A 20,664-nucleotide genomic window follows, 5' to 3' on the forward strand; every position below is an offset into this window, starting at 1 on the left:
GGGAGGGAGTCTCGGTCAGGCGGGAAATGTTGCAGCAGCAGCGAACCATTGTATCCGGAGAATTTGTATCCGTCGGGATCGAACTCAATGGCGATCGGAACCGGCGAGGGCGGCTGATGGCAAACAAAAAACCCGGCAGCGAATGCTCGCTGCCGGGCTGTTTCGAATGTCGATCGCTGAAGGCGACTCGGACGCCGCGACGGGTGCGCGGCGTCCGTGCTGGCGGTTCGTCTTAGACGGGAACCGCGGCGCTCTTGACCGTTGCGATGATGGCGCTGGCCACCATGTAGGGGTCGGCGTTGGAAGCCGGCCGACGGTCTTCCAACCAACCTTTCCATCCGTTCTCGACCGTTCCGATCGGAATCCGGATCGAAGCACCACGGTCCGACACGCCGTAGCTGAACTTGTCGATCGACTGGGTTTCGTGCAGACCGGTCAGACGCTGGTCGTTGTCGGCACCGTAAACGTCGATGTGTTCCTTGATCCGCGGCTCGAACGCCTGGCAGATGGTTTCGTACACTTCCTGGCTGCCGCACGTACGAAGCAACTCGTTGGAGAAGTTCGCGTGCATGCCGCTGCCGTTCCAGTCACCTTTGACCGGCTTGCAGTGCAGGTTGACGCCGACACCATGAGCTTCCGCGATGCGCTCCAACAGGTAACGGGCAACCCAGATCTGGTCGCCGGCTTGTTGGGCGCCCTTGGCGAAGATCTGATACTCCCACTGACCCATCATCACTTCGGCGTTGATGCCTTCGACGTTCAAGCCAGCCTCCAGGCACAGTTCCAGGTGCTCTTCGACGATCTCGCGACCGACCGCTTTGCCGGTACCGACGCTGCAGTAGTACGGACCTTGCGGACCCGGGTATCCCTTTTCCGGGAAGCCGAGCGGCTTGTCGGTGACCAGATCCCAGAGGGTGTACTCCTGCTCGAAGCCGAACCAGAAATCATCATCGTCATCATCGATGGTGGCCCGGCCGTTGGTGCGGTGCGGGGTTCCGTCGGCGTTCAGCACTTCGCACATCACCAGGAAGCTGGTGCCGCTGCGACCCGGATCGGGGCAAACGAAGACGGGCTTGAGCAGGCAGTCCGAAGCTCCACCGGGAGCCTGTTCGGTAGACGAACCGTCAAACGACCACATCGGCGCATCTTCGACGTTCCCGCTGAAGTCTTTGACGACCTTGGTCTTACTTCGCAAGCTTTGCGTGGGTTGATAACCATCCAACCAGATGTATTCCAACTTGCACTTGGTCATAAATCAGATTCCCCCTAGGTGAATCATAAGAGTGGACCCTTGAAGACACGCGTCGTTTCAAGTGCGGCGTGCCTCCGTGTAACAACAACGTCTACCTAACGCGTCCGAAGTGAGTTGCCGGCTTGTGCGGAACGCCGTAGCGAATCGTCAAACCGAATCGTCACCCTTTCAGCCCAGTTGCAAGTGTAGAACCAACCGCCTCTGAGCAACTACCGACTCCGACCATGCGGCGGAGTACCGCGAGAGCCTTGCTCCATGTGCTCTCCGACTGCCCCGCTGTCAGATCGGATCGATCTGCAACGGATACAATACTTAAAATTTTCTACCACGAAAGTGACAACTCGTCACCCCTGCCCCCTGAAGGATTTGCGGCAACGCGGGCAGTAGGCCGCTCCATCGGCAAACGGGCTACACCGCTGGCACCACGCGTCCGCCTGGCCCGTCCGCTGGTAGCGGTCCTTGATTTCCCGTTGCGAGCTGTCAACGTGACGACGCGTCACGTTGACCAATTACTCGTTTCCCAAAACCTTGTCCTGGCACGCTGGCGGCGGACGTTGGGAAGTCGCCGTGACGACTTGAGCGCCGGCCGGCCGCGACCGGCGGGCGGGCGACAACTTTTTACGAATCACGGCCAAGGGGCATCGCCCCGAACGAAGGAACGCCCCCGGGACGGTGACGGTGACTGCCGGCCGGGGAAGATCAACGGTCCTCGTCAACGGTCAACGTCACGACCGGGCTGGTGCGATAGCCGATCCGGCAGGCCTTGGCTTCCAATTGCAACCCGCCCGGCAGTTCCAGGGTTTCGGAGAACAACATCCAGTCGCCCCATTTGCCATCCTCGCCACGCGTTCGGTAAACCACCGCCGACCCTTCGGTCATGCTTTCCAGGAACACGTTGCCGCCGACGGTCGTCTGGGTCGGTGGCTTGGTTTGAGGGATCTCCCCACCGGGTTTCATCTCTCCCATCAACACCGGCTCGGGGATCATCCCGGTGTCTCCGATTTCATCCTGCCAGGACTCCAGCGCCTGGCGCATCCGGGCCAGACGGTCACGGTACTGCGGCCGCGCGGCCAAATTCTTCAGCTCCCAGGGATCGTTTTCCGTGTCGTACAGTTCTTCGGCCGGCTTGGTTTCGGCAAACCAGTTCGCTTGACCGCCGACCAAACCGCCCTCGGCCGCCAACCGACGCCAGTCCTTCATCGCCGGCATTTCATCCATGTAATCAATGCGTTGGGCGTAGGTCCGTTCGGGCATGTAATTGCGAATGTACTTCCAACGGCGATCGCGGCAGCCGCGTTGCAGTTCGTAGACTTCATCCATCCGGTCACGGTGAAAGTACAGGTACGAAGGCTCGGGTTGCTTCTTCTCGCCGATCAACACTCGGCCCTGCAGGTATTTGGGAACGCTGACACCGGCAACCGCCAACATCGTGGCCGCCAGATCGACGGTCGACGTCAGGTCACGACGCACGCTCCCGGACTTCAAGTGGTCCGGCCAACGCATGATCATCGGAATGTGCGTTCCGCTGTCGTAGATCCAACGTTTGCCCCGCGGCATTCCCATCCCGTGGTCACTCCAGAAAACGACCAGCGTGTTGTCGGCCAGACCGTCTTGCTCAAGACGTTCCAGAACCTCGCCCGCCATCTGGTCCATCCGCGTGATGTTGTCGTGGTACCAGGCCCAATTCTTTCGCGCCGCCGGTGTGTCGGGCAGGTAGGCCGGCAGCGTGTCGGCCACTTGATCGGGATCGCGCGCGTTGGCCTGGCCGATCGATTCGATGACGGCGTCGTGTTTTTGCTGCGAGTGCCGAATCTGGCTCTCGTGGGAGATCGTGAAATTGATGACTGAAAAGAATGGTTGATCCGGTTCGCGCCGGTCCCGCCAATCGTTGTGATCATTTCCCTGGCGATCCCAGATGCTCGGAACCGGATCGAACTGGTAGTCGGTCTTGCTGCGGTTGGTGCAAAAGTAGCCGGCCGCGCGCAGGTACTCTGGAAATGCCCTCACCTCCGGCGGCGGGATGATGTGGCTGCGCATGTGTTGCGATCCGATCGCCGGAGCGTACATGCCGGTGATCACGCTGCTCCGCACGACGGCGCACACGCCGGCCGGGGTAAACGCGTTGTCGAATCGCACTCCCTGGCTGGCCAAGCGATCCAGATTGGGTGTGATCGCGTGCGGGTCTCCATAGCAACCGAGGTTGGGCGAGATGTCTTCGCAACTGATCCACACGATGTTGGGGCGATCACCGGCGACCGCTACGGTGTGACACAGACAGACCAACCACAGCGCCGCCAGCGAAGGGCCTGCGAACAACGTCAACGGCCAACGAATGAGCAACATCATGAAACCACCAGCCCACCAAAGTAAAACGAATCAATCCAAAAACCGATTGCAAACGCCGGCGTCGACTCAGCCCTCGCCGCGGATTTTCCGCAAAGCGTTCAGTGCGGCTCCGCCCAGGTGATAATCGCCGCCTTTGACCCCCGGTTTGTTTTCCGCCCGTACCTTCTCCAACGTTTCGATGGCCGCGGAGGCACGGGCGCCAAGACGGCCCATCAAGTCCGCCGCGGTGCACGCGGTTCCCCGTTCGGGATACGACAAGGCGTCGATCAGGATTGGCAGGTTGTCCTCGGTCTGGCCCTGGGCACACAGGGCATACGCGGCCGCCATCCGAACGGAAAGCGGTTGATCGTCGGGCTTGTCAGGCTTGGCCAATCGGGTCAGCGATTCGGTCGCGTCCGCCAACGGATCTCCACCGATGCGTCCCAAATGCGTTGCCGCCAGGTAGCGTACCGCGGGGTCGGAATGCTCCAGCGCCTGATGGAGCGTCTCCGCCGCCGGAGCTCCGAAGTAGCCGACCGATCGGATCGCGCGCAACCGCGCGGTGCGGTTGTCACTCTCCAGCAGATTGCCCCAATCTTCCAACGTCCGCCCGGCGATCGTCGGCGGCGACGCGTCTCCCGGATCCAGAAAGTTGGCCGGCTCTGTCGCCGTGGCCTGCGGTTGCCCTTCCGGCGCTTCAGCGAAAACCACCAAGGACGGCAGCAGCAGCGCCAGACCAACGACGGTACGAAGGACGCCATGGAAAAGGGGCCCGGTCAATCGCTGAACGGTAAACCGCGAACCGGCGAACCCAGTCGCGGCAGAACGAACGGAAATGCCTCGAGCGATCATCATCAAATGTCCAGCGATCGGGGGAGAACGGCGACCCGCCCGCACTTTCGCGCGGCATGCCGAGGCGGTCTAATGTAGCAGTCGGACACCCGCTTCACACGCCGCGGCCGTGAACGTGGTTTCCATTCCACCACCTTGTCCTCAAGAGCTCCCTGATCGCGATGTCACAAGCACCCAACAATCCTTTTGACGAACCGCAGCGTTACGGCGAGCAACCCAAGAAGAGCAGCAACACCTGGCTGTGGGTGCTGGGAATCCTGGGCGGACTGTTCCTGCTCAGCTCGGTCATCTGCTGCGGCGTCGTCTACTACATGTCCAGCGAATTCTCAGGATTCATCGCCAACGCCGCCGTGGGAGAATTCCAGGACGACCCGGTGATCCAGGAGCACATCGGCCAAATCACCAGCAGCGACACCAATTTCGGCGACGCCATCCAACAGTCCTCGGACAACCAGGGCGTCACCACGATGGTCTTTGACGTGACCGGCGAGAAGGGCAGCGGAAAGATTGTGCTACGCACCGATCAGAAGACGAACAAAACCTCGGCGGTGCTGCAATTGGACGACGGAACCGAATACGACCTGGAAGTACCCGAGCAGTTCGGCGGGGTTTCGGCGGAACTGGAAGAGCTGGAGGAAATGGAATCACAGCCCCAACCGACGGGCGAATCCGAGCCGGCCGAGGCCGACTCCGTTCCCGAGTTGAATTTGGAACCGTTGGAATCCGAACCGGCGGGCGCCGGGCAATAACCGCCGGGGACGAACCGCCGGGGACAGAGCACCATCCGGGCCGAAGGCCCAGCCGTTTACCCAGCCCAGCCCGACCGCAGGGAGGGCTGGGAAACCAAAATCCCAATCCCACCGAGGGCCAACGGCCCGGCCGTTTGTCCGCGGTCGATCCCCACCCGGCACCATTTGATGCGACTCCTTTGCCGCGGATTGGAGCCTACAATGGGAGGTGTCCTTCCGTTCGTCCCCAAGACTGGTTGAAACGGCCATGTCCGGTCCGCTGTCCGCGCCGCAACGATATTCCCTGACCGCCCGGTGGGCCGTGCTGCTGTTGGCGATCTTCGGCTTCCTCGCCCCGTCGCTCCCGGCGCAGCCGCCACCGGAAGAACCGGCTGCCGGGATCGAATCGGATCCTCCGACGGACCCGGTGCCACCACGGCCGGCCGCTGCCAAACGGACGGCGGTCATGATCCCGCTGCACGAAGACATCAATCCGCTCAGCGGCGAACTGCTCAAGCGGAAATTCGCCGATGCCGTCGATTCCGATGCGGACGTGATCATCCTGGACATCCACAGCCCCGGTGGATTGGTCTACGTGACGCTGGAGCTGATGGACATGATCCTGGACGCCCGCGACGTCGAGACGGTGGCGTTCATTCAAAAGGATGCCATCAGCGGCGCCGCTTTGATTGCGCTGGCGTGCGACAAAATCGTGATGCTGCCGGGGGCGCGGATGGGGGACGCCGGTGAAATCGTGATGGGTGCCGACGGTGCGTTTCGGTACACCGAAGCCAAAAGCCGAAGTGTGTTGGCGCAGAAGGTACGCGACACCGCCCGAGCCACCGGACGCCCGATCGCGCTGGCCGAAAAGATGACCGACAAGGACATGGTGGTCTTTCGTGCCGTCCACAAATCAGACGGCGCGGTCCGGTACATCAGCGACAAAGAATGGGCCTCGATGGATAACACCGACGACTGGGAACGAGGGAAGCCGATACGGGAAGCGGGAAAGGAGATGTTTTTTACCGTCAACGGCGCTCGGGCGGTGGAGCTGGGAATGGCCGATCAAACCGTCCAGAACGAGTCGGACCTGGCGGACGCGCTGAACGTCAAAGAACCCATTCGAGTGATGCACCGGACCGGTGTCGACACCGCCATCGTGATTCTCAATTCCGGCATCGTGACCTTTCTGTTGCTGGTCATCGGATTGGTCGCGCTGGTGATCGAATTGAGCGCCCCGGGGATGGGGATTGGCGGACTGACCTCGATCCTCTGCTTTGGGCTGTTCTTCTGGAGCCGGTTTTTGGGAGGCACGTCGGGCTGGTTGGAGGTGACTCTGTTCATTCTGGGAGTCCTGTTCATGGCCCTGGAAGTGTTCGTGATTCCCGGCACCGGAGTGGCGGGTGTTGGCGGTCTGGTGTTGATGCTCGGTTCGCTGGTGATGGCGTCGCGGCGGTTCATGATTCCGGGCAATGCCGAAGAGATGGCCAGCCTGGGTTGGGACATCCTGACCGTTCTTGGCGCGTTCACCGCCTTCCTGGTCGCCCTCTTGATATTGGCGAATTACATCGGCGACATCCCGGGACTGAGCCGCCTGACGTTGAAGCCCCAATTGGCCACGGCCGGTGACGCCCACTCGGCGATGGCCGACTCGATGTCCCCCGAGGCGGAGGCCATGCTTCCCGGATGGCAACGCGTGTCGGTTGGTGATCAGGGAACCACTTCCGGGCCGCTCCGACCGAGCGGAAAGATGACCGTCGATGATTATCTGGTCGACGTCGTGACCGAAGGCGATTTCGTTCCCGGCGGCACGCAAGTTAAAGTGATCGCCAAGCAAGGCGCACGGGTCATCGTTCGCGCCGTCTAATCCACTCCGAAACTTTTGGCGGCTCAGCGAGTCGCCGCGTACCCGCTTTCGATCAGTTGATAGCGTTTTTGAAAGGCGACGACGTCACGTTGCTTTCCCATCACCAACATCGTCTCGCCGCCCTGAAACACGCGATCGCCGGCCGGATTGAAATCCAACGTGTCGTCGCCGCCTTTGACCGCCACGACCAGCAATTGGTGTTGGTCCCGGATCCGCAACTGGGCGATCGATTGGTCCAGCAAATCGCTGCCCGGCGGGATGTACAACTCATCCAACATCAGGTCTTTGAACTCCGGCTGGGTCAGCGAATAGAAAAATTGCGCCGCGGTGGGACGGGTGACCAGACGCGACATGTATTCGGCAACCATCTGGTGCGCCATCACGACTTCATTCGCTCCGGCCTGACGCAGTTTCCTGGAACTGCTTTCCTGTTCGGCCTGGGCCACGATCCGGATCGCCGGACAGAGGTTGCGCGCCGACAGGGTGATGAAGACGTTTTCGGCGTCGGTCGGCAACGCGACGACGATGCAATTGGCGTCGCAGATCCCCGCCTGCTTCAACGTGTCTTCGTCGGTCGCGTCGGCGTTGACCGCCAGGTAGCCCAGATCCAGCGCTTGCTGGTAGTTGGCCGGATCCAGTTCGATGATGACGAACTTGCATCGCTGTTCGGCCAGGTCCTTCGCCAGGATCGGTCCGGTCTTGCCAAACCCGCACACGATCGTGTGATTGGTCAGTTTTGAAAGTTCTTTTTCCATCCGTCGTCGTCCGAAAGCGCGATCGAGCTCGCCCTGCAGCATGATCTGGATCATGCCGGTGAATGTGTACGCCGCCGCGGTGCCTCCCAGCAGGATGACAGCAATCGACAGCAGTTGGGTCGACCAGTTCTGGGCGCTGTGTTCCCCGTAGCCGACGGTCGACACGGTGATCACGACCATCCACAGCGCTTCGACCCATTCGTACTGGCCGATGAAATGGTAGCCCAGCGTTGCCAACACCACGATCGAGGCCAACGCCGTGGCGCCGCGACGGATCTTGTTGAAAGGCGAATGCATGGGCGGAGAAAAACGATGGCCTGGCGAACGTCGTACCGGCGAAACGATCGCCCACCGCACGATTCACGTCAATCCGTCGGCGGCCCGATCGGCGACTCGAGATCAGAAACGGTGCCCGACAGTTTACTCGGCCCCCGCGGGCCCTGCGGCTTGGGCGATCAAGCTGCCCTGCCGATGCGGCTACTTTCCCGATCGGGCGCGCGGGCCCAAGCGGCCGAACATCCGGTCCAATTCGTCACGGCTGAAGAATAACGCGGTCGGCCGGCCGTGCGGACAATGGTGCGTGTCGTTGTACAACTCACGCTGTTCCAACAATGCCTGGATCTCCGCCGGGCGCAACGGATCGCCGGCCTTGACGGCCGCCTTGCAAGCGATCGTCGAGAGCAAATGATTCAACAGCTCGATCGGCTCAGGCTGCTTCCCGCCTCCGAGCACCGATTCCATCAGCGTTCGCAGCATCTCCGCCGGCGGGGTGTTGCGAAGCATCGCGGGGTAGGACTGAATCACCACGGTCTCGCCGCCAAAGTCTTCCACCTCCATGCCGATCTTGGCCAGGGTCTCGCGATGGTCCAGCACCGCGGTCCGCTCCGACGGCGTCATCGACACCGGCTCGGGAACCAGCAAACGTTGTGATTCCAGCGCTTGGCCGCTCTCCAGGACTTTGTTCTTCACCCGCTCGTAAAGGACGCGTTCGTGCAGGGCGTGCTGGTCGATCACGACCATGCCCTGTTCGTCCTGCGTGACCAGGTAGCGGTTGTGAACTTGGAACCCCAAATAGCAGACGCTCGGCCCGCTGTCCGCTGTTTGGGGAGAAGCATCCCAGGGTGCGACGTCGGCGTCTGGCTCGCCGGCCGCTGCATCGGCCGGCGCGGTGCCGGCGGAAAGGGAACGGTCCGCCGCCGGTGGGAACGCCGCGGACGGATACGGACGAAATTCGGGAACCGATCCGTCCGGGCGGAGCCCCTGTGCCGGATTCGGCTGACCCGAATTTGCCTGCGGCTGCGGCGGGCCGGCCGTACCGGCCAAATCCGTTGATCCAGCATGGGGTGAAAGGAACACGTCCGAGGCGTCTTGGCCGCTGCGTGCCCACTGGATCACCGATTGTCGGTGAGACTGCTGGGCGGGGGACGCGGCGGGGTGATCGACTGCGGCGTTTTCTTCGTTGGCCGCCGGCGGCCCGACGCGATGCGTCATGTCGGTCGTCAGGAAATGGTGTCGCAACGTTTGCAACAACCGACTGTAGACGCGGCCGCCGTCGGTGAACCGCACTTCCAGTTTGGTCGGGTGCACGTTCACGTCGATCATTTCCGGCGGCATCGACATCCGCAGAAAACACACCGGGTGGCGCCCGACCATCAACAGCCCGCGGTAGGCCTCGCCCAGGGCGTGCTGCAACGACCGGTCTCGGATGTGACGTCCGTTGAGAAACAGGTACTGCATCCGGGCGTTGCCGCGGCTGACCGCGGGGTCACACACGTAGCCTTGGACGCCGATTTGCGAGTCATCGCTGTCAATCCGAATCAGCGACTCCGCGATCTCATCCCCAAAGAATGCCGCGATCCGGTCGCTCCACCGCTGCGTGACCGGCAGATCGTACAGCGGCTTGCCGTTGTTGTTGAGCACGAAGTGGATGTGTGAATTGGCCAGCGCGATCCGCGTGAATGCTTCGACGATGTGCCCCTTTTCGGTTTGTGCGGTCTTTAAAAACCGCTGACGCACCGGTGTGTTGAAAAACAGGTTCCGAACCTCCATCACCGTGCCGACCGGACAACCGCAGGGCGAGGGCGGATCGATCACGCCGCCGCGAACCACCAATTCGCTTCCCGACTCGTCGGCTTCGGTGCGGCTGCGAATCGTCATTTGCGAAACGCTTCCGATCGAAGCCAACGCCTCGCCGCGGAATCCCAGCGTCTGGACATGGAACAACGACTCGTCGGTCGGCAACTTGCTGGTCGCGTGACTGGCCAGCGCCAACGGCAACTGCTCGGCGGTCATGCCACAGCCGTCGTCGCTGATCCGAATCAACTCCGTGCCGCCGCCACCGATCGACACCTCGATCCGCCTGGCCCCGGCGTCGACGCTGTTTTCCAGCAACTCCTTGACCACCGAAGCGGGCCGTTCGATGACTTCGCCGGCGGCAATCTGGTTGATCAGGTTGGGCGGCAACTGCCGAATGGTCGGTAATTCTTTCGCGGTAACAGACATGTCCGCAATCTAACGTTCCCCGAGCAGCAAACCAACGCCCGAATCGCCCGCACGGGCGATTTGATGCCGGTCGGTCGCTAGCAAAGCACCACGCGTCATAGCTTTTTTGCAGCCACGCAGGGGGCGGCGTTCTGCTCTACTGGTTCGGATGATCCGTCCCAATCCGTTCCAGCCGCCGCGCGAGCCGCATCGCGATTCGAATTTGCGTCCCTTGCCCGCGGGCACGAACGCCGGACGTCTGGTCCTGGCCATTCCCTTGGTGTTTTGCGTTGCAATCGCATTGGGACACGTGGTCGTGTTGGCATTGATGATGACTGGCCACCTGTGAGCGGCCACGGTTTCACGGACGTGCCGGCAACGCAAACTCACTCAAACGTTGATGACGTCACCCAACCCCTACCAGCCACCCCAAGACGCCAGGGAGGATCGCGGGTCGCCGCAAAAGACGACGGACGTGACCTGGACGTTCGTGGGTTGCTGGATGGGAACCCTGTTCGTGATGCTCTCCCTGGCTCCGACACAAACGGTGGTCATAGCACCGCTGGTCGCGATGGTCGGAATCATCTACCTGATCGTGCGCCGAGACCCCTGACGCCGGATCGCCGTCACGCCGACTCGCTGAACGCCGCCACCTTGTCCCGGAATGCTTGGCAATCACAAAGCCGATGTCGCTACCGTCGCCAAGCGGTGGCCATCTAGCTTCTTCCACGCTCTGGCGAGCGTCGCTACCTCAACGCGGCTCCGCCCTGCCAAAGCGCGACACAATCTCAGACGAGCCCGACCCGCTCGTTGTGGGCGGCCGTCACCGACCCGAGCAAGGGCGTGAACACCTGCCCCGCTTTTTTCTTTCCCGTGCGGTCCTAGGATGGTTCGAAGCCGGTGCGGCGGGTTGTTGCGTCTGCCCCTCGTGCGATCCGCTACGCCGGCTTCTCTTTCAATCTGCAACGACGCTGCCGGCTGAACACACTGCCGTTTCATCGCAAAACGTCTCATTGCAAGACTCTGCAACAAGACGGAGCCGATCGCGATGAGAACCTACGGCGTGGGGGTGATGAGTGTTCTGCTGTGTGGCATCGACGACGTCATCGATATGAAACTGATGACCTATGTTGGATGCCCGTCCGACGCCGCCAACGGCCCGAATCCTTCTGACGCATCTCTCCAAGTTTGGTCGTTCGGCGGACTCACTGAGCCATGTGAAAGCGAACCGTGTACCGAGGCGATTACGTTGACTGCTGTGTGGGCCGATCCTGCATTCGACAGCCGATCCGGTGGACCACGTTCGATCGGCCCACGGCTTCGTGAACGTGTCGAAATTGGATCGACGTCGGGCCGCAAGTCGCCGGAAGCGACCGGTGCCGGCCGTGTCACCCGATCACGTGCGGGCAGGGAGTGGGAATTCAAGCAGCCATCGGTACAATGTGGCCAACACGAGGGCCAGTAGCTCAGTTGGTTAGAGCAGACGACTCATAATCGTTTTGTCGCGGGTTCAAGTCCTGCCTGGCCTATTGCCGTTCATGGCGAAAATCTTCCTGGCCGGCGTCTTGGCTACCGGTCGACACGGCCTCGGCCGCCCAGATCTTTTTCATCTTCGATCTCGCCGACCAGTTCTTCTAACACGTCTTCCAGTGTGACCACGCCGACCGTTCGGTCGAGATCGCGAACGACGGCCAGGTGGAAACGCTTGTCTCGAAACTCGCTTAAAAGTTCATCGGATTTGGTTTGAGCATCAACGATCACAGCCTCTCTGGCGATCGCTGAAAGCCGATCGGTTGATTGATCGATCATCGCCTTGAACACATCGCGACTCAGTGCAATTCCTTGAATATCGTCGGTCGATTGGCCAAAAACCGGGTACCTCGAATACTCACTGCGGCCGATTTCGGCGGCGGCCTGCTTGATGGTGTAGTCGGCGCCGAGGGCTTTGACGAGGCGGAGTGGGGTCATGATTTCGCCCGCCGTCTTGTCATTCAAAATGAATGCGCGATGAATCAGGTTGCCCTCGTCGCTTTCGATGTAGCCCGCACGATGACCGATTCGGACGAGCGACCGAATTTGTCCCTCGGTGCCAATCGGCCGTGTCCCACGGGTGAACTGTTCGGACAACCACGCGAAGACGATCACCAGTGGATACATCAGGTATCGCCCGGCCAGTATCCCCGGAGCCGCGAGGCGGGCGATCCGTGGCGCGTAGTGCGCACCGAGGGCCTTGGGGATGATCTCGGAAAAAACAATGGTTCCAAACGTCAAGACGACCGTGATTGCGGCCACGCTTTTTGCCCCGTAGAGACTGTACGCTTCCTGACTGACGAGAATCGGACCAAGGACGTTGATCGTGTTCGTCAGGATGACGATCACCACGACCGATTTGACGATTTCACGCTTGACGCGACTGAGGCGCCGTGCGCCCCACCTCCCATCACGAACAAGCACGTCGATTTCGGGACGGGTGACACTCAGAACGGCCGCGTCGACAGCTGCCATCAGTCCCGAGAGCGCCAGAAACGCGATGATCAACAACAGCAACAGAAGCATCGGCAGCGACCTTTTCGCGACGGGAACGCAATGAATTCTACCCGATCCGACCGGGAGTTCGCTGCAGACCAGAGTTCGCTGCAGACCAGAGTTTGCTGCAGACCAGAGTTTGCTGCAGACCAGGGGACGGGCCATCGAATCAATCACAGGCCGGGATGTTCGCCTTCGGCGTTTGATTGAGACGCCCCCGCGGGATCAAGATCGATCGCGAGGGCTATGCGTGGATGTCGCCGTCGCGACAGTCATGCAACCCCGGGTCAATCAAACCAACGACAACAGTGACAATCAGTCCAAGCATTCGACTTCATGCATCAGAAAGAACATCTCGCGGGCGATTTGGCGTGACCGTGCGTCGTAGGTGTCGGCTTCCGCCGGGGAGCCGTCGGCCACTTTGGGGTCTTCGTAGCGGATCGGTGATCGCAGGTCGCAGCCAGCCACAACCGGACAGGCCTGGTCCGCGTCCGAACACGTCATGACGGCTGCGTAACCCGACGTCGGATTGGGCGGCTGGTCATGGACTTTGGAGAAACAACGCAGCGGTGGGGCTGCGTCCGAATACCGAACCAGGTACGTCGGGTTGTCCGACCGAGGATTGTCCGCCTGGATCTGAAACCCGCTACGACAAAGCGAATCCACCACGCGAGGATTCATCGCGGTCGCTTCCGTCCCTCCGGAAAAAGTTTGGACGCCGGTCAGGCCGCAAGCATCGGCAGCGACCTTGGCCCACACCTGCGCCAGATGGCTGCGGCGTGAGTTGTGCGTGCAGATGAAGGTCAACTTCGCGGTTCCGATCGTCGCCAAGCTATCGCCGACGTAACGCGCCAACTGCGACAATGCTTCTTGGCGAGCCGCCGTGATCTGATCAAACTCCAGCTTCCGTTCATCGAGAAACCGAGCGATCCCTTGGAACAACTCAGTCGATTGTGATTCGTTCATCGGTGCTTTCCGTTTTGGATGCATGCAACGGTCCTGCGATCAGTTCGCGTAACCCGTCCAGACCTGACGGCGGATGTACCTGCCAGGGAAGGACAACGGTTCGCTTGGAATGCGTCGTGATGACTTCGTCGATAAAGCCCCGTTCCCCGGATCTTCGTCCAACGAGGACCGGATCATGAATTTCCAACGGAGTGAGTGATTGGTTGATGATCCAAGCATAGGGCTCGATCCCGGCGCGGCGCAGATCTTCCTGCAACTTCGCTGCCTCATGCACCGGCGTGGATTCGGCGAGCGTTACCACGAGCACCTTGGTGAATTTCGAATCGCGCAGGCGAGGCAAAAGTTCTTTCACGCATTCGGAAACCTGACTGCTCTGCCGAGCCACTTCGCGGTGGTAAGCCAACGCCGCATCGAGCAACAGAATCGTGTGGCCAGTCGGTGCAGTGTCCAGCACCACAAAACCGTCCTCACCCTTCGCAACGGCGTCCGCGAATGCACGAAACACCGCAATTTCTTCGGTGCACGGCGAACGCAGGTCTTCTTCCAGCAACGCCTTTCCCTGGGCATCCAGGCCTGCCCCCGCCGTACGCATCACCTCGTCACGGTAGACGGCGGTGACTTCGGCGGGATCGATGCGGCCGACCGTCAGCCCTGGCAGTTGATCGGACGCCATGGCCGCCTGCAGGTGAGCGGCTGGATCCGTCGTCGACAGATTCACTTTTCTTCCTTGCTCGGCCAGGGCCACCGCGACTGCAGCCGCCACGGAAGTTTTCCCCACGCCTCCCTTGCCCATCGTCAGGATGACACCGTGGCTTTGTTCACCCAACTCAGCGACCAAATCGGTCATGGGAAGGGATCCGGCGACGGGTCCGGAATCATCGACGTTGCGAAACTCTGCAGATCGAGAACACGCTTCGTCGCTTGCAATTTGCCGGAGCGAATCGACCCCGACCAGTCCGTTTGCAACCAAGGAAACCGTGCTCTTGGGCAACCGCGACAAGCTTTCGGGCAGTTGGGCGAGCGAGCAATCGCAACGTTCCTGCATCGCAACCGCGATCGGATCGGATGCCCCGCGGGGGGCGAAGACGCCATTGATCAACAAGTGTTGATTCTCGATTCCCAACGCTCGCAACTCGCCGCCCGTCCGGTCGGCTTCTCTTAGCGCGGTGGATTCGGGGCGAGTGACCAAGACCATGGTGGTTTGTTTGGGGTCAGCGAGCGCCTGCACCGCCGACCGATAGACCGCTTGCTGCGTTTCCAGCGCCGCGAGCGGCCCCAGACACGAAGTTCCCGACGTATTGTTCTCCATGAAGCCCGACCACGCCGAAGGCAAGGTCAGCAGCCGCAAGGTGTGCCCCGTCGGTGCAGTATCGAACACGATGTGATCAAATTCACCCGTCGCGGACGAATCGCCAAGCAGCTTCGCGAATTCATCAAAGGCGGCAATCTCCAGCGTGCAAGAGCCGGAGAACTGCTCCTCCATGCTCTGCACCGCCGCTTCCGGTAGCACGTGCCGGTACGGCGCCACCATCCGTTCGCGATAGTCACGCGCCGCCTGTTCCGGATCGATGTTCATCGCCCACAGGTTCTCAACCGAAGTGATCGCCGTCGGCCGGTTGGACAACGGTGTGGCGAGCACTTCGTCCAAGTTGGAAGCGGGATCGGTGGAAACCAATAACACACGCCTGCCGCGGTCAGCCAGCGAGACCGCAGCGGCACAGGCCATCGAGGTCTTTCCAACTCCACCCTTGCCGGTGAACAACAGATAGCGAGTTGGTGTCGCGATCAATTTCATGTCAATTTCCCCGCGAAACGATCAGCAGCAGCCCGAACCGCCGCAACACCCACCCTCGGCCATCGGCAATGCGGACTTGGGCGACACGGGAGTCGTGGTCCACAGGGCGAGGTTGGCGCGGGCGGGATAATCGGAGCGACTGACAATCCGACCGTCAACAAGAATCAACGGCAGGCAATCCACACCGTCTTCACTGAGCATCTTCTGAACCACCGGATTGGCCGCGAACCGGGCCGGGTCCTGGGCCAGATTGAATCGATCCACCGAGTGGCCTTGTGCTTTCAACCACTCCAAATCGGCGGCGAACCTGGGGAGCGTCGGATCGACTTGCGGTCCACAAACGCCCGTGCTGCAACACATCGCGCGATCAAAAACTTCAACGTGACTCATCTGCGTCTCCCGTGGCTAAAAACGTCTATCGCCGATAAACGATTAACTAAACCAAAAAAAACTTCACAACTGCTCGACCAACTGCTTCAGCCTGGCCAATTTGGGGGCGTTGATGCAGTAGCACACCTTCGGTCCGTCCACTTCACCCTGGATCAATCCCGACTCTTTCAGAATCTTCAGGTGCTGAGACACCGTCGACTGCGCCAGCGGCAAACAGCTGACGATCTCGCCACACATGCACGCGTCACGCCCAATCAGCAAGCGGACGATTTGCACCCGCGCTGGATGAGCAATCGCCCAAGCCAGCTTGGCCAGTTCGTCCGCGGCCGCGTCCGGCTTGAGCTTCGCCGGTGCCCCATCGCAATTCTGTTTCGACAACCGCTTTGACACGCGACGCTTCCAACGGACCTTTTATCGTAAATCTACGATAGACGATAGGCGGCCAGCGCGAGACGGTCAAGTGCGATGTCTCGCGGTGCCCAGAAAGCAGGCTCGATTCAGCTGTTGGCAGCGGACACCCGGGCCGGGGTAGACGGCGGGAAACGAGGAGCCGGACGCCAGGAGCCGGGGCCCGCCCGCCTTCGCGGCGCCTTACGCAGGAGTCAGCTCCAGCGGCGGGGCGACACCTGCCTGCGCCGCGAGGCACGGCGTACGGCAGCGGCCACGACCAGCGGCAGAAAAACGGCCAGCGACGACGGTTCGGGAACGTTGTAGGTGAAGTTGTCAACGCCCACCGCCGACCTGTCCTTAGTGCCCTGCGGGTCCCAGGTAAACGTCCGGATCCCCTGCCAACAAAACTCACGAATTGCCAGCCGCCGCCGGCGGCCAACGTGATCGACTTCGTGAATACCTGCGTGTTGCTGGCATCGTAGCCGGCAAAAAGAACCGGGGTGTCTGCGGTCGGCGGCCGGTTGTCGGCGTGAAAGTAGGCACCGTAAAAATGGAACGGCGTCGAACGCGTGATCACGCCGGCACCACCGACGTTGTTCATCAGCACGTGCTCCGGCGAGAAGGCAGTCCCAAAAACCGAACCCTGGTCGAACGTTCCGGGAAAAACACCGGACACGCCGGACACGTTTGCATTGAAGTTGGAAAACCCGTCGCCCAGCGGCGTCGGATTGAAGTTGTTCGGCGTGACCGCATCGAACGTCAAGACGCCGGCGGACGCGCCCGTGGTAGCCCCCAGGATCGCCAAGCAAACCAGCAAGCAGCGGATCATTTCTTCCATCCCTTCGACGTCGATCGAAAGGGGGCCGACAACGAGCACCCCCGTGCCGCCGCAGACTAATCACCGCGCTCGGCCGTTGCTATCAATCCCATCCGAAAAACCGCCAGATCCCGCGCCACCGTCACGAATTGAACGTCCGCAACATCTTTCGGCCCTTGTACAGATTGAACAGATCGGCCGGGCCCAGGGGTCGGTTTCGACCGGCAATCGCGTGGTCGATCGTTTCCAAACCGTCCGTCGCCACGACGCATTCGGTGCCCTCGCGGCTGGCCGTGAACATCCCGGCCCGCTCGTCCAGGAACAGCCCCAACATCGCGGGCCGGATATCCTCGTAGCCGAGATGCTGCAGGTGTTGCTGAAAACCTTCCATCACTCGGATCTGGGCTTCGTTGAAACTGTCCGCGGCCACCGTGAAGATGTCGGGGTGATCGGCGTGCCAGCCGGCATAGATGGCAAAGATGTCCTCGACCGGCATGTCGGCCAGGTCACAGCTCATGGTGTACGTCGCCGGTCCAGTCATACCAATGTTGCTGTAACAGCGGTCCCCGAGGTTGTATTCGAACCGGACCAACGTCACGTCGACCGGGCTGTCGAAGCTGGGCCACAACATCCGCCGCGACTCGACCACTTCGACGCTGGTCGGCGGGACGCCCATTTGATGCGGCTGGCTGAGCCACAGGGCCATTTCGGCTTCGGCCGTCGCCTGGTCGGTTCGCTGCTGCGGATCGATCTCATCACCAAACCCCAATTCGTCGGCATAGGCGATCGCACGCAACCGCGCCGCCGGATCCTCGGACAACTCGACCAGCCGTTTTCGGCCTTCTTCGTCACCCAGCTTCGCCAGCGCGCCGGCCGCTTCACATTGCACGCGACGGTGCCGCAGCGCGACGGTTTGATTCAATTTTGCGATCGAGGACTCGTCACCGATCAAGGCCACGGCATCACACAGCGAGACCGCCAGGGCAACCGCTTCGCCCAGCCGTTTCTGGACCGTTGGCACGTCATCACCGAACGCGCGCGGGTTCTCTTCAAAGAAAGCCAGCCGCCGCGACACCTCGCCCAGCAGTTCGTTCAGACCGTCCAACATTCCGGCGGCAGGATGTGACTGGACGCGCCCGCTGCGCACCAGGTAGTTGGCCAAATCCAACAACGATGCGGCCAGCGCCGGCTCGGAAAGACTTTTCAGGACTTCTGGAAAGACCGCATCGACCGACCAGTCGTCGTGTTGCATCAGCGGGCTGAGCACCAGTCCGGCGTCCATCCAATCGGTCGGGGGCCGATCGTTCAAGATCTGCACCAACACGCGCAGCGCCTTGTCCGTCCGTTGCAGCGACAGCAAGTGCAACAGCAGGTGCCGGTTGGAAACCTCCGCCGGCAGCGAACGGTCGATCTGGTCGATCACGTCGGGTTCCAGGCTACCGAGCATCGAATCGGTCTGCTCGGCCCGGTCCTTGATGAGCAAGTCGTGAACGACGCGCAGCAGCGCGCCGATGATCGCCGGATCGGATTCCTGCAATGTCGCCGGATCGTCGGCCAGCTGGGCCAGGATCGCGACCGCGGCGGGGGCATCGCCCGCGGCCAGTTCGCGCAAGTGATACCCGGCCGCGACCGGATCGGCCTGTTTCCCCAACAACGGGGCGAGAGATTGTTGGATGGACACGAGATGGCAACCGGAATCGGGGTGGGAACACAGAAGCCTGCAATCGGCCAGTGGTGCGGGCCCAGTGGTGCGGGCCGAATTGCGAGCCAGCCGCGGGAAAACGCGGCCGACCGATGCGACGCCGCCAGTTTCGAGCACCGTGAAAGTCTTGTCGACCCTGCACGGCGCCGACGCACCGCCTTCGTCGTCGGAAGTATCCGACGCAGGGGATTCGCAGGACATTCAGCAGGGCATTCAAACGCCTGGACGTTCAAGCCCCGGGTCGCCGATTGCCCGCCCTAGCTCTTCTGCGGTTCGACTTTGGCCGCATCCGGAACCAGCTTGCGAGCGGCCTCGTGAATGTCTCGGCGAGCCTGCTGGAGCTGCTTTTCACCGGCGGGCGTGTCGCCGTCGGGCATCGGAATCATCAGTTCCTCGTAGATGATCCCGAAGATGTCGTGTTCGGCCGGCACCGCGAATCCAATTTCGGTCACGGGGACGGACATCAAACGGGCGATCGTCGCGGCCGCGACGTCGCCGACCTCAATGTCCCCGCCGGCCTGCCCCAGGAACCGTTTCTGGACCACGACGCGACCATCGTCCAGGTATCGGGCAACGAGTGCGGCGTCCGCGGGAGCCCCCAGCCGGGCAATCGTTTGCAGGCAGCGGGCAAGTAATTCTGGATCAGGATTGGCTGCCAGGGTTTCCCGCGCCAGACGCATCGCGATGTCCAATTCCCATTCCAACGCCAAACGCAGGACACCCTCCCGGCTGCTGAGGTGGCTTTTCAACATCCAAGCGGAAACCAGCTTGCGAAACGAGTCGCCCAGGACGCGGTCGCGAAGAAACTCCTTCGCGGTGTACAGCTGCATCAGCGACACCACGATCCGGTCGTACTCACCGTAGGCGGGAAAGTTGGGGTCGGTCATCGGAAGCAACAACGCAATCAGATCCACCTTCCCGGGAGGAATCTGCCGACCGACGCCTTTGTCGACCAGGTTGGACTTCACCTCCGCCATCGCCAGCATCAGTTCCTGCGGCGTGCCGCCCAACGACTCGACCAACTGCGGATGCTCACGGTACAGCTCGACAAAGATTTCGCGGACCCGCGGCGAATCTCCGAACCATTTGCGGAGGGCCGGCCAATTCTCAAGCTCCGCATCTTCGCCGCGCAGAAATGACTCGATTCGGGCTTCCAAGTCAACTTCGCGGAGCGTCGTGATCAACCGTGACAGACGCGCCGATTGTTCCTGATCGTCCGTTCGCTGGAGCGCCTCGCGCAGCATCGGCAAGGTGCGGAAGCCCAACTGGTACAGTTGCTCAGATGCCCGCTCGCGTTCGGCGAACCGCTTCCCGCCGAGCGATTCGATCAACCGCTGCGCACGAGATTGCAGCTGAGCGGCAGACGCTTGTTCCGCCTGCGTTGCAGCCTCCGCGGGCCCGGATGCGGACGGATTCGATTCGGCGGCCGCGGGTGCGGTTTGAGGGGCACCCGCAGCTGCTTGGTCGTCTGGCTGGGCTGGCGGCTGAGCTGCGGCGTTCGCGTTGCCGAAGGCGAAAATCCCCAACAGGCAGAAAATCAACGTCGGCGTCCGATCGCGACGGCGGACACCGTGTTTCACTTGGGGAGATGGATCGATCATGCCGTTGGGTGGGTCGGGCGGAGACGACACAGGACGCTGCGACCGTGTTTTCGCTTGTCGATTCTACAACGGCCGGCTACCCTGTGGGCAGTGGCATTTTTGCCGCCGATCACGGCGACCAGAAATGCATTCATGGGATTTACGGCCACTTGCAGCCTTTCTGCTAAAGAGCCATGCAAACAAAGCACCATTCGGGCGACGACACGTCGTCGGCCCC

At 61.5% G+C, this 20,664-nt stretch carries 17 protein-coding genes and 1 tRNA gene; 6 read left to right on the forward strand and 12 right to left on the reverse strand.

Annotated features, from left to right (window positions below):
- Positions 1-232: 232 nt before the first annotated feature.
- The 3 genes from FYK55_RS19145 to FYK55_RS19155 all read right to left on the reverse strand — a co-directional run bounded on the left by FYK55_RS19145 (position 233) and on the right by FYK55_RS19155 (position 4,432).
- On the reverse strand, positions 233-1,252 hold the full coding sequence (locus FYK55_RS19145; RefSeq protein WP_150078053.1) for a glutamine synthetase beta-grasp domain-containing protein: 1,020 nt from the start codon (positions 1,250-1,252) through the stop codon (positions 233-235).
- Positions 1,253-1,951: 699 nt separating this feature from the next.
- Positions 1,952-3,598, reverse strand: a complete 1,647-nt coding sequence (locus tag FYK55_RS19150; RefSeq protein WP_150078054.1) for a sulfatase family protein — start codon at positions 3,596-3,598, stop codon at positions 1,952-1,954.
- Between the two features lie 66 nt (positions 3,599-3,664).
- Positions 3,665-4,432 carry a HEAT repeat domain-containing protein gene (locus FYK55_RS19155; RefSeq protein WP_150078055.1) on the reverse strand — a complete coding sequence of 256 codons (768 nt, stop codon included), beginning with the start codon at positions 4,430-4,432 and terminating at the stop codon, positions 3,665-3,667.
- A gap of 158 nt (positions 4,433-4,590) precedes the next feature.
- On the opposite strand from FYK55_RS19155, the gene FYK55_RS19160 reads away from it, so the two are divergent.
- Together FYK55_RS19160 and FYK55_RS19165 are read left to right on the forward strand one after the other, a co-directional pair.
- A complete protein-coding gene (locus tag FYK55_RS19160; protein WP_150078056.1) occupies positions 4,591-5,178 on the forward strand; it encodes a cytochrome c oxidase assembly factor Coa1 family protein in 588 nt (195 codons plus the stop codon).
- 247 nt (positions 5,179-5,425) lie between these two features.
- Positions 5,426-7,024: an NfeD family protein gene (locus tag FYK55_RS19165; protein WP_150078057.1), complete on the forward strand. Its 1,599-nt coding sequence runs from the start codon at positions 5,426-5,428 to the stop codon at positions 7,022-7,024.
- 23 nt (positions 7,025-7,047) lie between these two features.
- On the opposite strand, the gene FYK55_RS19170 is transcribed toward FYK55_RS19165, so the two are convergent.
- A complete protein-coding gene (locus FYK55_RS19170) occupies positions 7,048-8,076 on the reverse strand; it encodes a potassium channel family protein (RefSeq protein ID WP_150078058.1) in 1,029 nt (342 codons plus the stop codon).
- A 180-nt stretch (positions 8,077-8,256) separates the two neighbouring features.
- Complete coding sequence (gene mutL, locus FYK55_RS19175; RefSeq protein WP_150078059.1) at positions 8,257-10,281, reverse strand: DNA mismatch repair endonuclease MutL; 2,025 nt, start codon at positions 10,279-10,281, stop codon at positions 8,257-8,259.
- Positions 10,282-10,429: 148 nt separating this feature from the next.
- Between mutL and FYK55_RS19180 the strand changes: the two genes are divergently transcribed.
- From FYK55_RS19180 to FYK55_RS19190, 3 genes are all read left to right on the forward strand, one after another.
- Positions 10,430-10,609 carry a hypothetical protein gene (locus FYK55_RS19180; RefSeq protein ID WP_150078060.1) on the forward strand — a complete coding sequence of 60 codons (180 nt, stop codon included), beginning with the start codon at positions 10,430-10,432 and terminating at the stop codon, positions 10,607-10,609.
- 51 nt (positions 10,610-10,660) lie between these two features.
- A complete protein-coding gene (locus FYK55_RS19185; protein WP_150078061.1) occupies positions 10,661-10,873 on the forward strand; it encodes a hypothetical protein in 213 nt (70 codons plus the stop codon).
- Between the two features lie 842 nt (positions 10,874-11,715).
- A tRNA-Ile gene (locus FYK55_RS19190) sits at positions 11,716-11,789 on the forward strand.
- A 40-nt stretch (positions 11,790-11,829) separates the two neighbouring features.
- Here the strand turns inward: FYK55_RS19190 and FYK55_RS19195 are convergent.
- The 5 genes from FYK55_RS19195 to FYK55_RS19215 form a co-directional block, all read right to left on the reverse strand.
- Entirely contained in the window at positions 11,830-12,816 is a 987-nt protein-coding gene (locus FYK55_RS19195; RefSeq protein WP_161604628.1) for a CNNM domain-containing protein, read from the reverse strand.
- Positions 12,817-13,101: 285 nt separating this feature from the next.
- The gene (locus FYK55_RS19200; protein ID WP_150078063.1) at positions 13,102-13,752 is read right to left on the reverse strand and encodes a protein-tyrosine-phosphatase; all 651 of its coding nucleotides are present in this window, start codon (positions 13,750-13,752) and stop codon (positions 13,102-13,104) included.
- Positions 13,730-15,547: an arsenical pump-driving ATPase gene (arsA, locus tag FYK55_RS19205; RefSeq protein ID WP_150078064.1), complete on the reverse strand. Its 1,818-nt coding sequence runs from the start codon at positions 15,545-15,547 to the stop codon at positions 13,730-13,732. The genes FYK55_RS19200 and arsA overlap by 23 nt, the downstream gene beginning before the upstream one ends.
- 21 nt (positions 15,548-15,568) lie before the next feature.
- Entirely contained in the window at positions 15,569-15,937 is a 369-nt protein-coding gene (gene arsD / locus FYK55_RS19210; protein ID WP_150078065.1) for an arsenite efflux transporter metallochaperone ArsD, read from the reverse strand.
- Between the two features lie 63 nt (positions 15,938-16,000).
- Positions 16,001-16,327, reverse strand: a complete 327-nt coding sequence (locus FYK55_RS19215; protein WP_150078066.1) for an ArsR/SmtB family transcription factor — start codon at positions 16,325-16,327, stop codon at positions 16,001-16,003.
- Positions 16,328-16,877: 550 nt separating this feature from the next.
- Here FYK55_RS19215 and FYK55_RS19220 point away from each other — a divergent pair.
- The gene (locus FYK55_RS19220) at positions 16,878-17,225 is read left to right on the forward strand and encodes a hypothetical protein (protein ID WP_150078067.1); all 348 of its coding nucleotides are present in this window, start codon (positions 16,878-16,880) and stop codon (positions 17,223-17,225) included.
- A gap of 61 nt (positions 17,226-17,286) precedes the next feature.
- Here FYK55_RS19220 and FYK55_RS19225 read toward each other — a convergent pair whose 3' ends face one another.
- Together FYK55_RS19225 and FYK55_RS19230 are read right to left on the reverse strand one after the other, a co-directional pair.
- A complete protein-coding gene (locus FYK55_RS19225) occupies positions 17,287-18,825 on the reverse strand; it encodes a HEAT repeat domain-containing protein (RefSeq protein ID WP_150078068.1) in 1,539 nt (512 codons plus the stop codon).
- A 278-nt stretch (positions 18,826-19,103) separates the two neighbouring features.
- On the reverse strand, positions 19,104-20,447 hold the full coding sequence (locus FYK55_RS19230) for a hypothetical protein (protein ID WP_150078069.1): 1,344 nt from the start codon (positions 20,445-20,447) through the stop codon (positions 19,104-19,106).
- Positions 20,448-20,664: the final 217 nt, after the last annotated feature.

The organism is Roseiconus nitratireducens, from assembly GCF_008629675.1.
GTDB lineage: Bacteria > Planctomycetota > Planctomycetia > Pirellulales > Pirellulaceae > Stieleria > Stieleria nitratireducens.

What these genes read in the sequence shown, in the direction of transcription:
- FYK55_RS19145 (WP_150078053.1), bottom strand. Translation starts at nt 1,252, where the DNA reads ATGACCAAGTGCAAGTTGGAATACATCTGGTTGGATGGTTATCAACCC.
- FYK55_RS19150 (WP_150078054.1), bottom strand. Translation starts at nt 3,598, where the DNA reads ATGATGTTGCTCATTCGTTGGCCGTTGACGTTGTTCGCAGGCCCTTCG.
- FYK55_RS19155 (WP_150078055.1), bottom strand. Translation starts at nt 4,432, where the DNA reads ATGATGATCGCTCGAGGCATTTCCGTTCGTTCTGCCGCGACTGGGTTC.
- FYK55_RS19160 (WP_150078056.1), top strand. Translation starts at nt 4,591, where the DNA reads ATGTCACAAGCACCCAACAATCCTTTTGACGAACCGCAGCGTTACGGC.
- FYK55_RS19165 (WP_150078057.1), top strand. Translation starts at nt 5,426, where the DNA reads ATGTCCGGTCCGCTGTCCGCGCCGCAACGATATTCCCTGACCGCCCGG.
- FYK55_RS19170 (WP_150078058.1), bottom strand. Translation starts at nt 8,076, where the DNA reads ATGCATTCGCCTTTCAACAAGATCCGTCGCGGCGCCACGGCGTTGGCC.
- mutL (WP_150078059.1), bottom strand. Translation starts at nt 10,281, where the DNA reads ATGTCTGTTACCGCGAAAGAATTACCGACCATTCGGCAGTTGCCGCCC.
- FYK55_RS19180 (WP_150078060.1), top strand. Translation starts at nt 10,430, where the DNA reads ATGATCCGTCCCAATCCGTTCCAGCCGCCGCGCGAGCCGCATCGCGAT.
- FYK55_RS19185 (WP_150078061.1), top strand. Translation starts at nt 10,661, where the DNA reads ATGACGTCACCCAACCCCTACCAGCCACCCCAAGACGCCAGGGAGGAT.
- FYK55_RS19195 (WP_161604628.1), bottom strand. Translation starts at nt 12,816, where the DNA reads ATGCTTCTGTTGCTGTTGTTGATCATCGCGTTTCTGGCGCTCTCGGGA.
- FYK55_RS19200 (WP_150078063.1), bottom strand. Translation starts at nt 13,752, where the DNA reads ATGAACGAATCACAATCGACTGAGTTGTTCCAAGGGATCGCTCGGTTT.
- arsA (WP_150078064.1), bottom strand. Translation starts at nt 15,547, where the DNA reads ATGAAATTGATCGCGACACCAACTCGCTATCTGTTGTTCACCGGCAAG.
- arsD (WP_150078065.1), bottom strand. Translation starts at nt 15,937, where the DNA reads ATGAGTCACGTTGAAGTTTTTGATCGCGCGATGTGTTGCAGCACGGGC.
- FYK55_RS19220 (WP_150078067.1), top strand. Translation starts at nt 16,878, where the DNA reads ATGGAACGGCGTCGAACGCGTGATCACGCCGGCACCACCGACGTTGTT.
- FYK55_RS19230 (WP_150078069.1), bottom strand. Translation starts at nt 20,447, where the DNA reads ATGATCGATCCATCTCCCCAAGTGAAACACGGTGTCCGCCGTCGCGAT.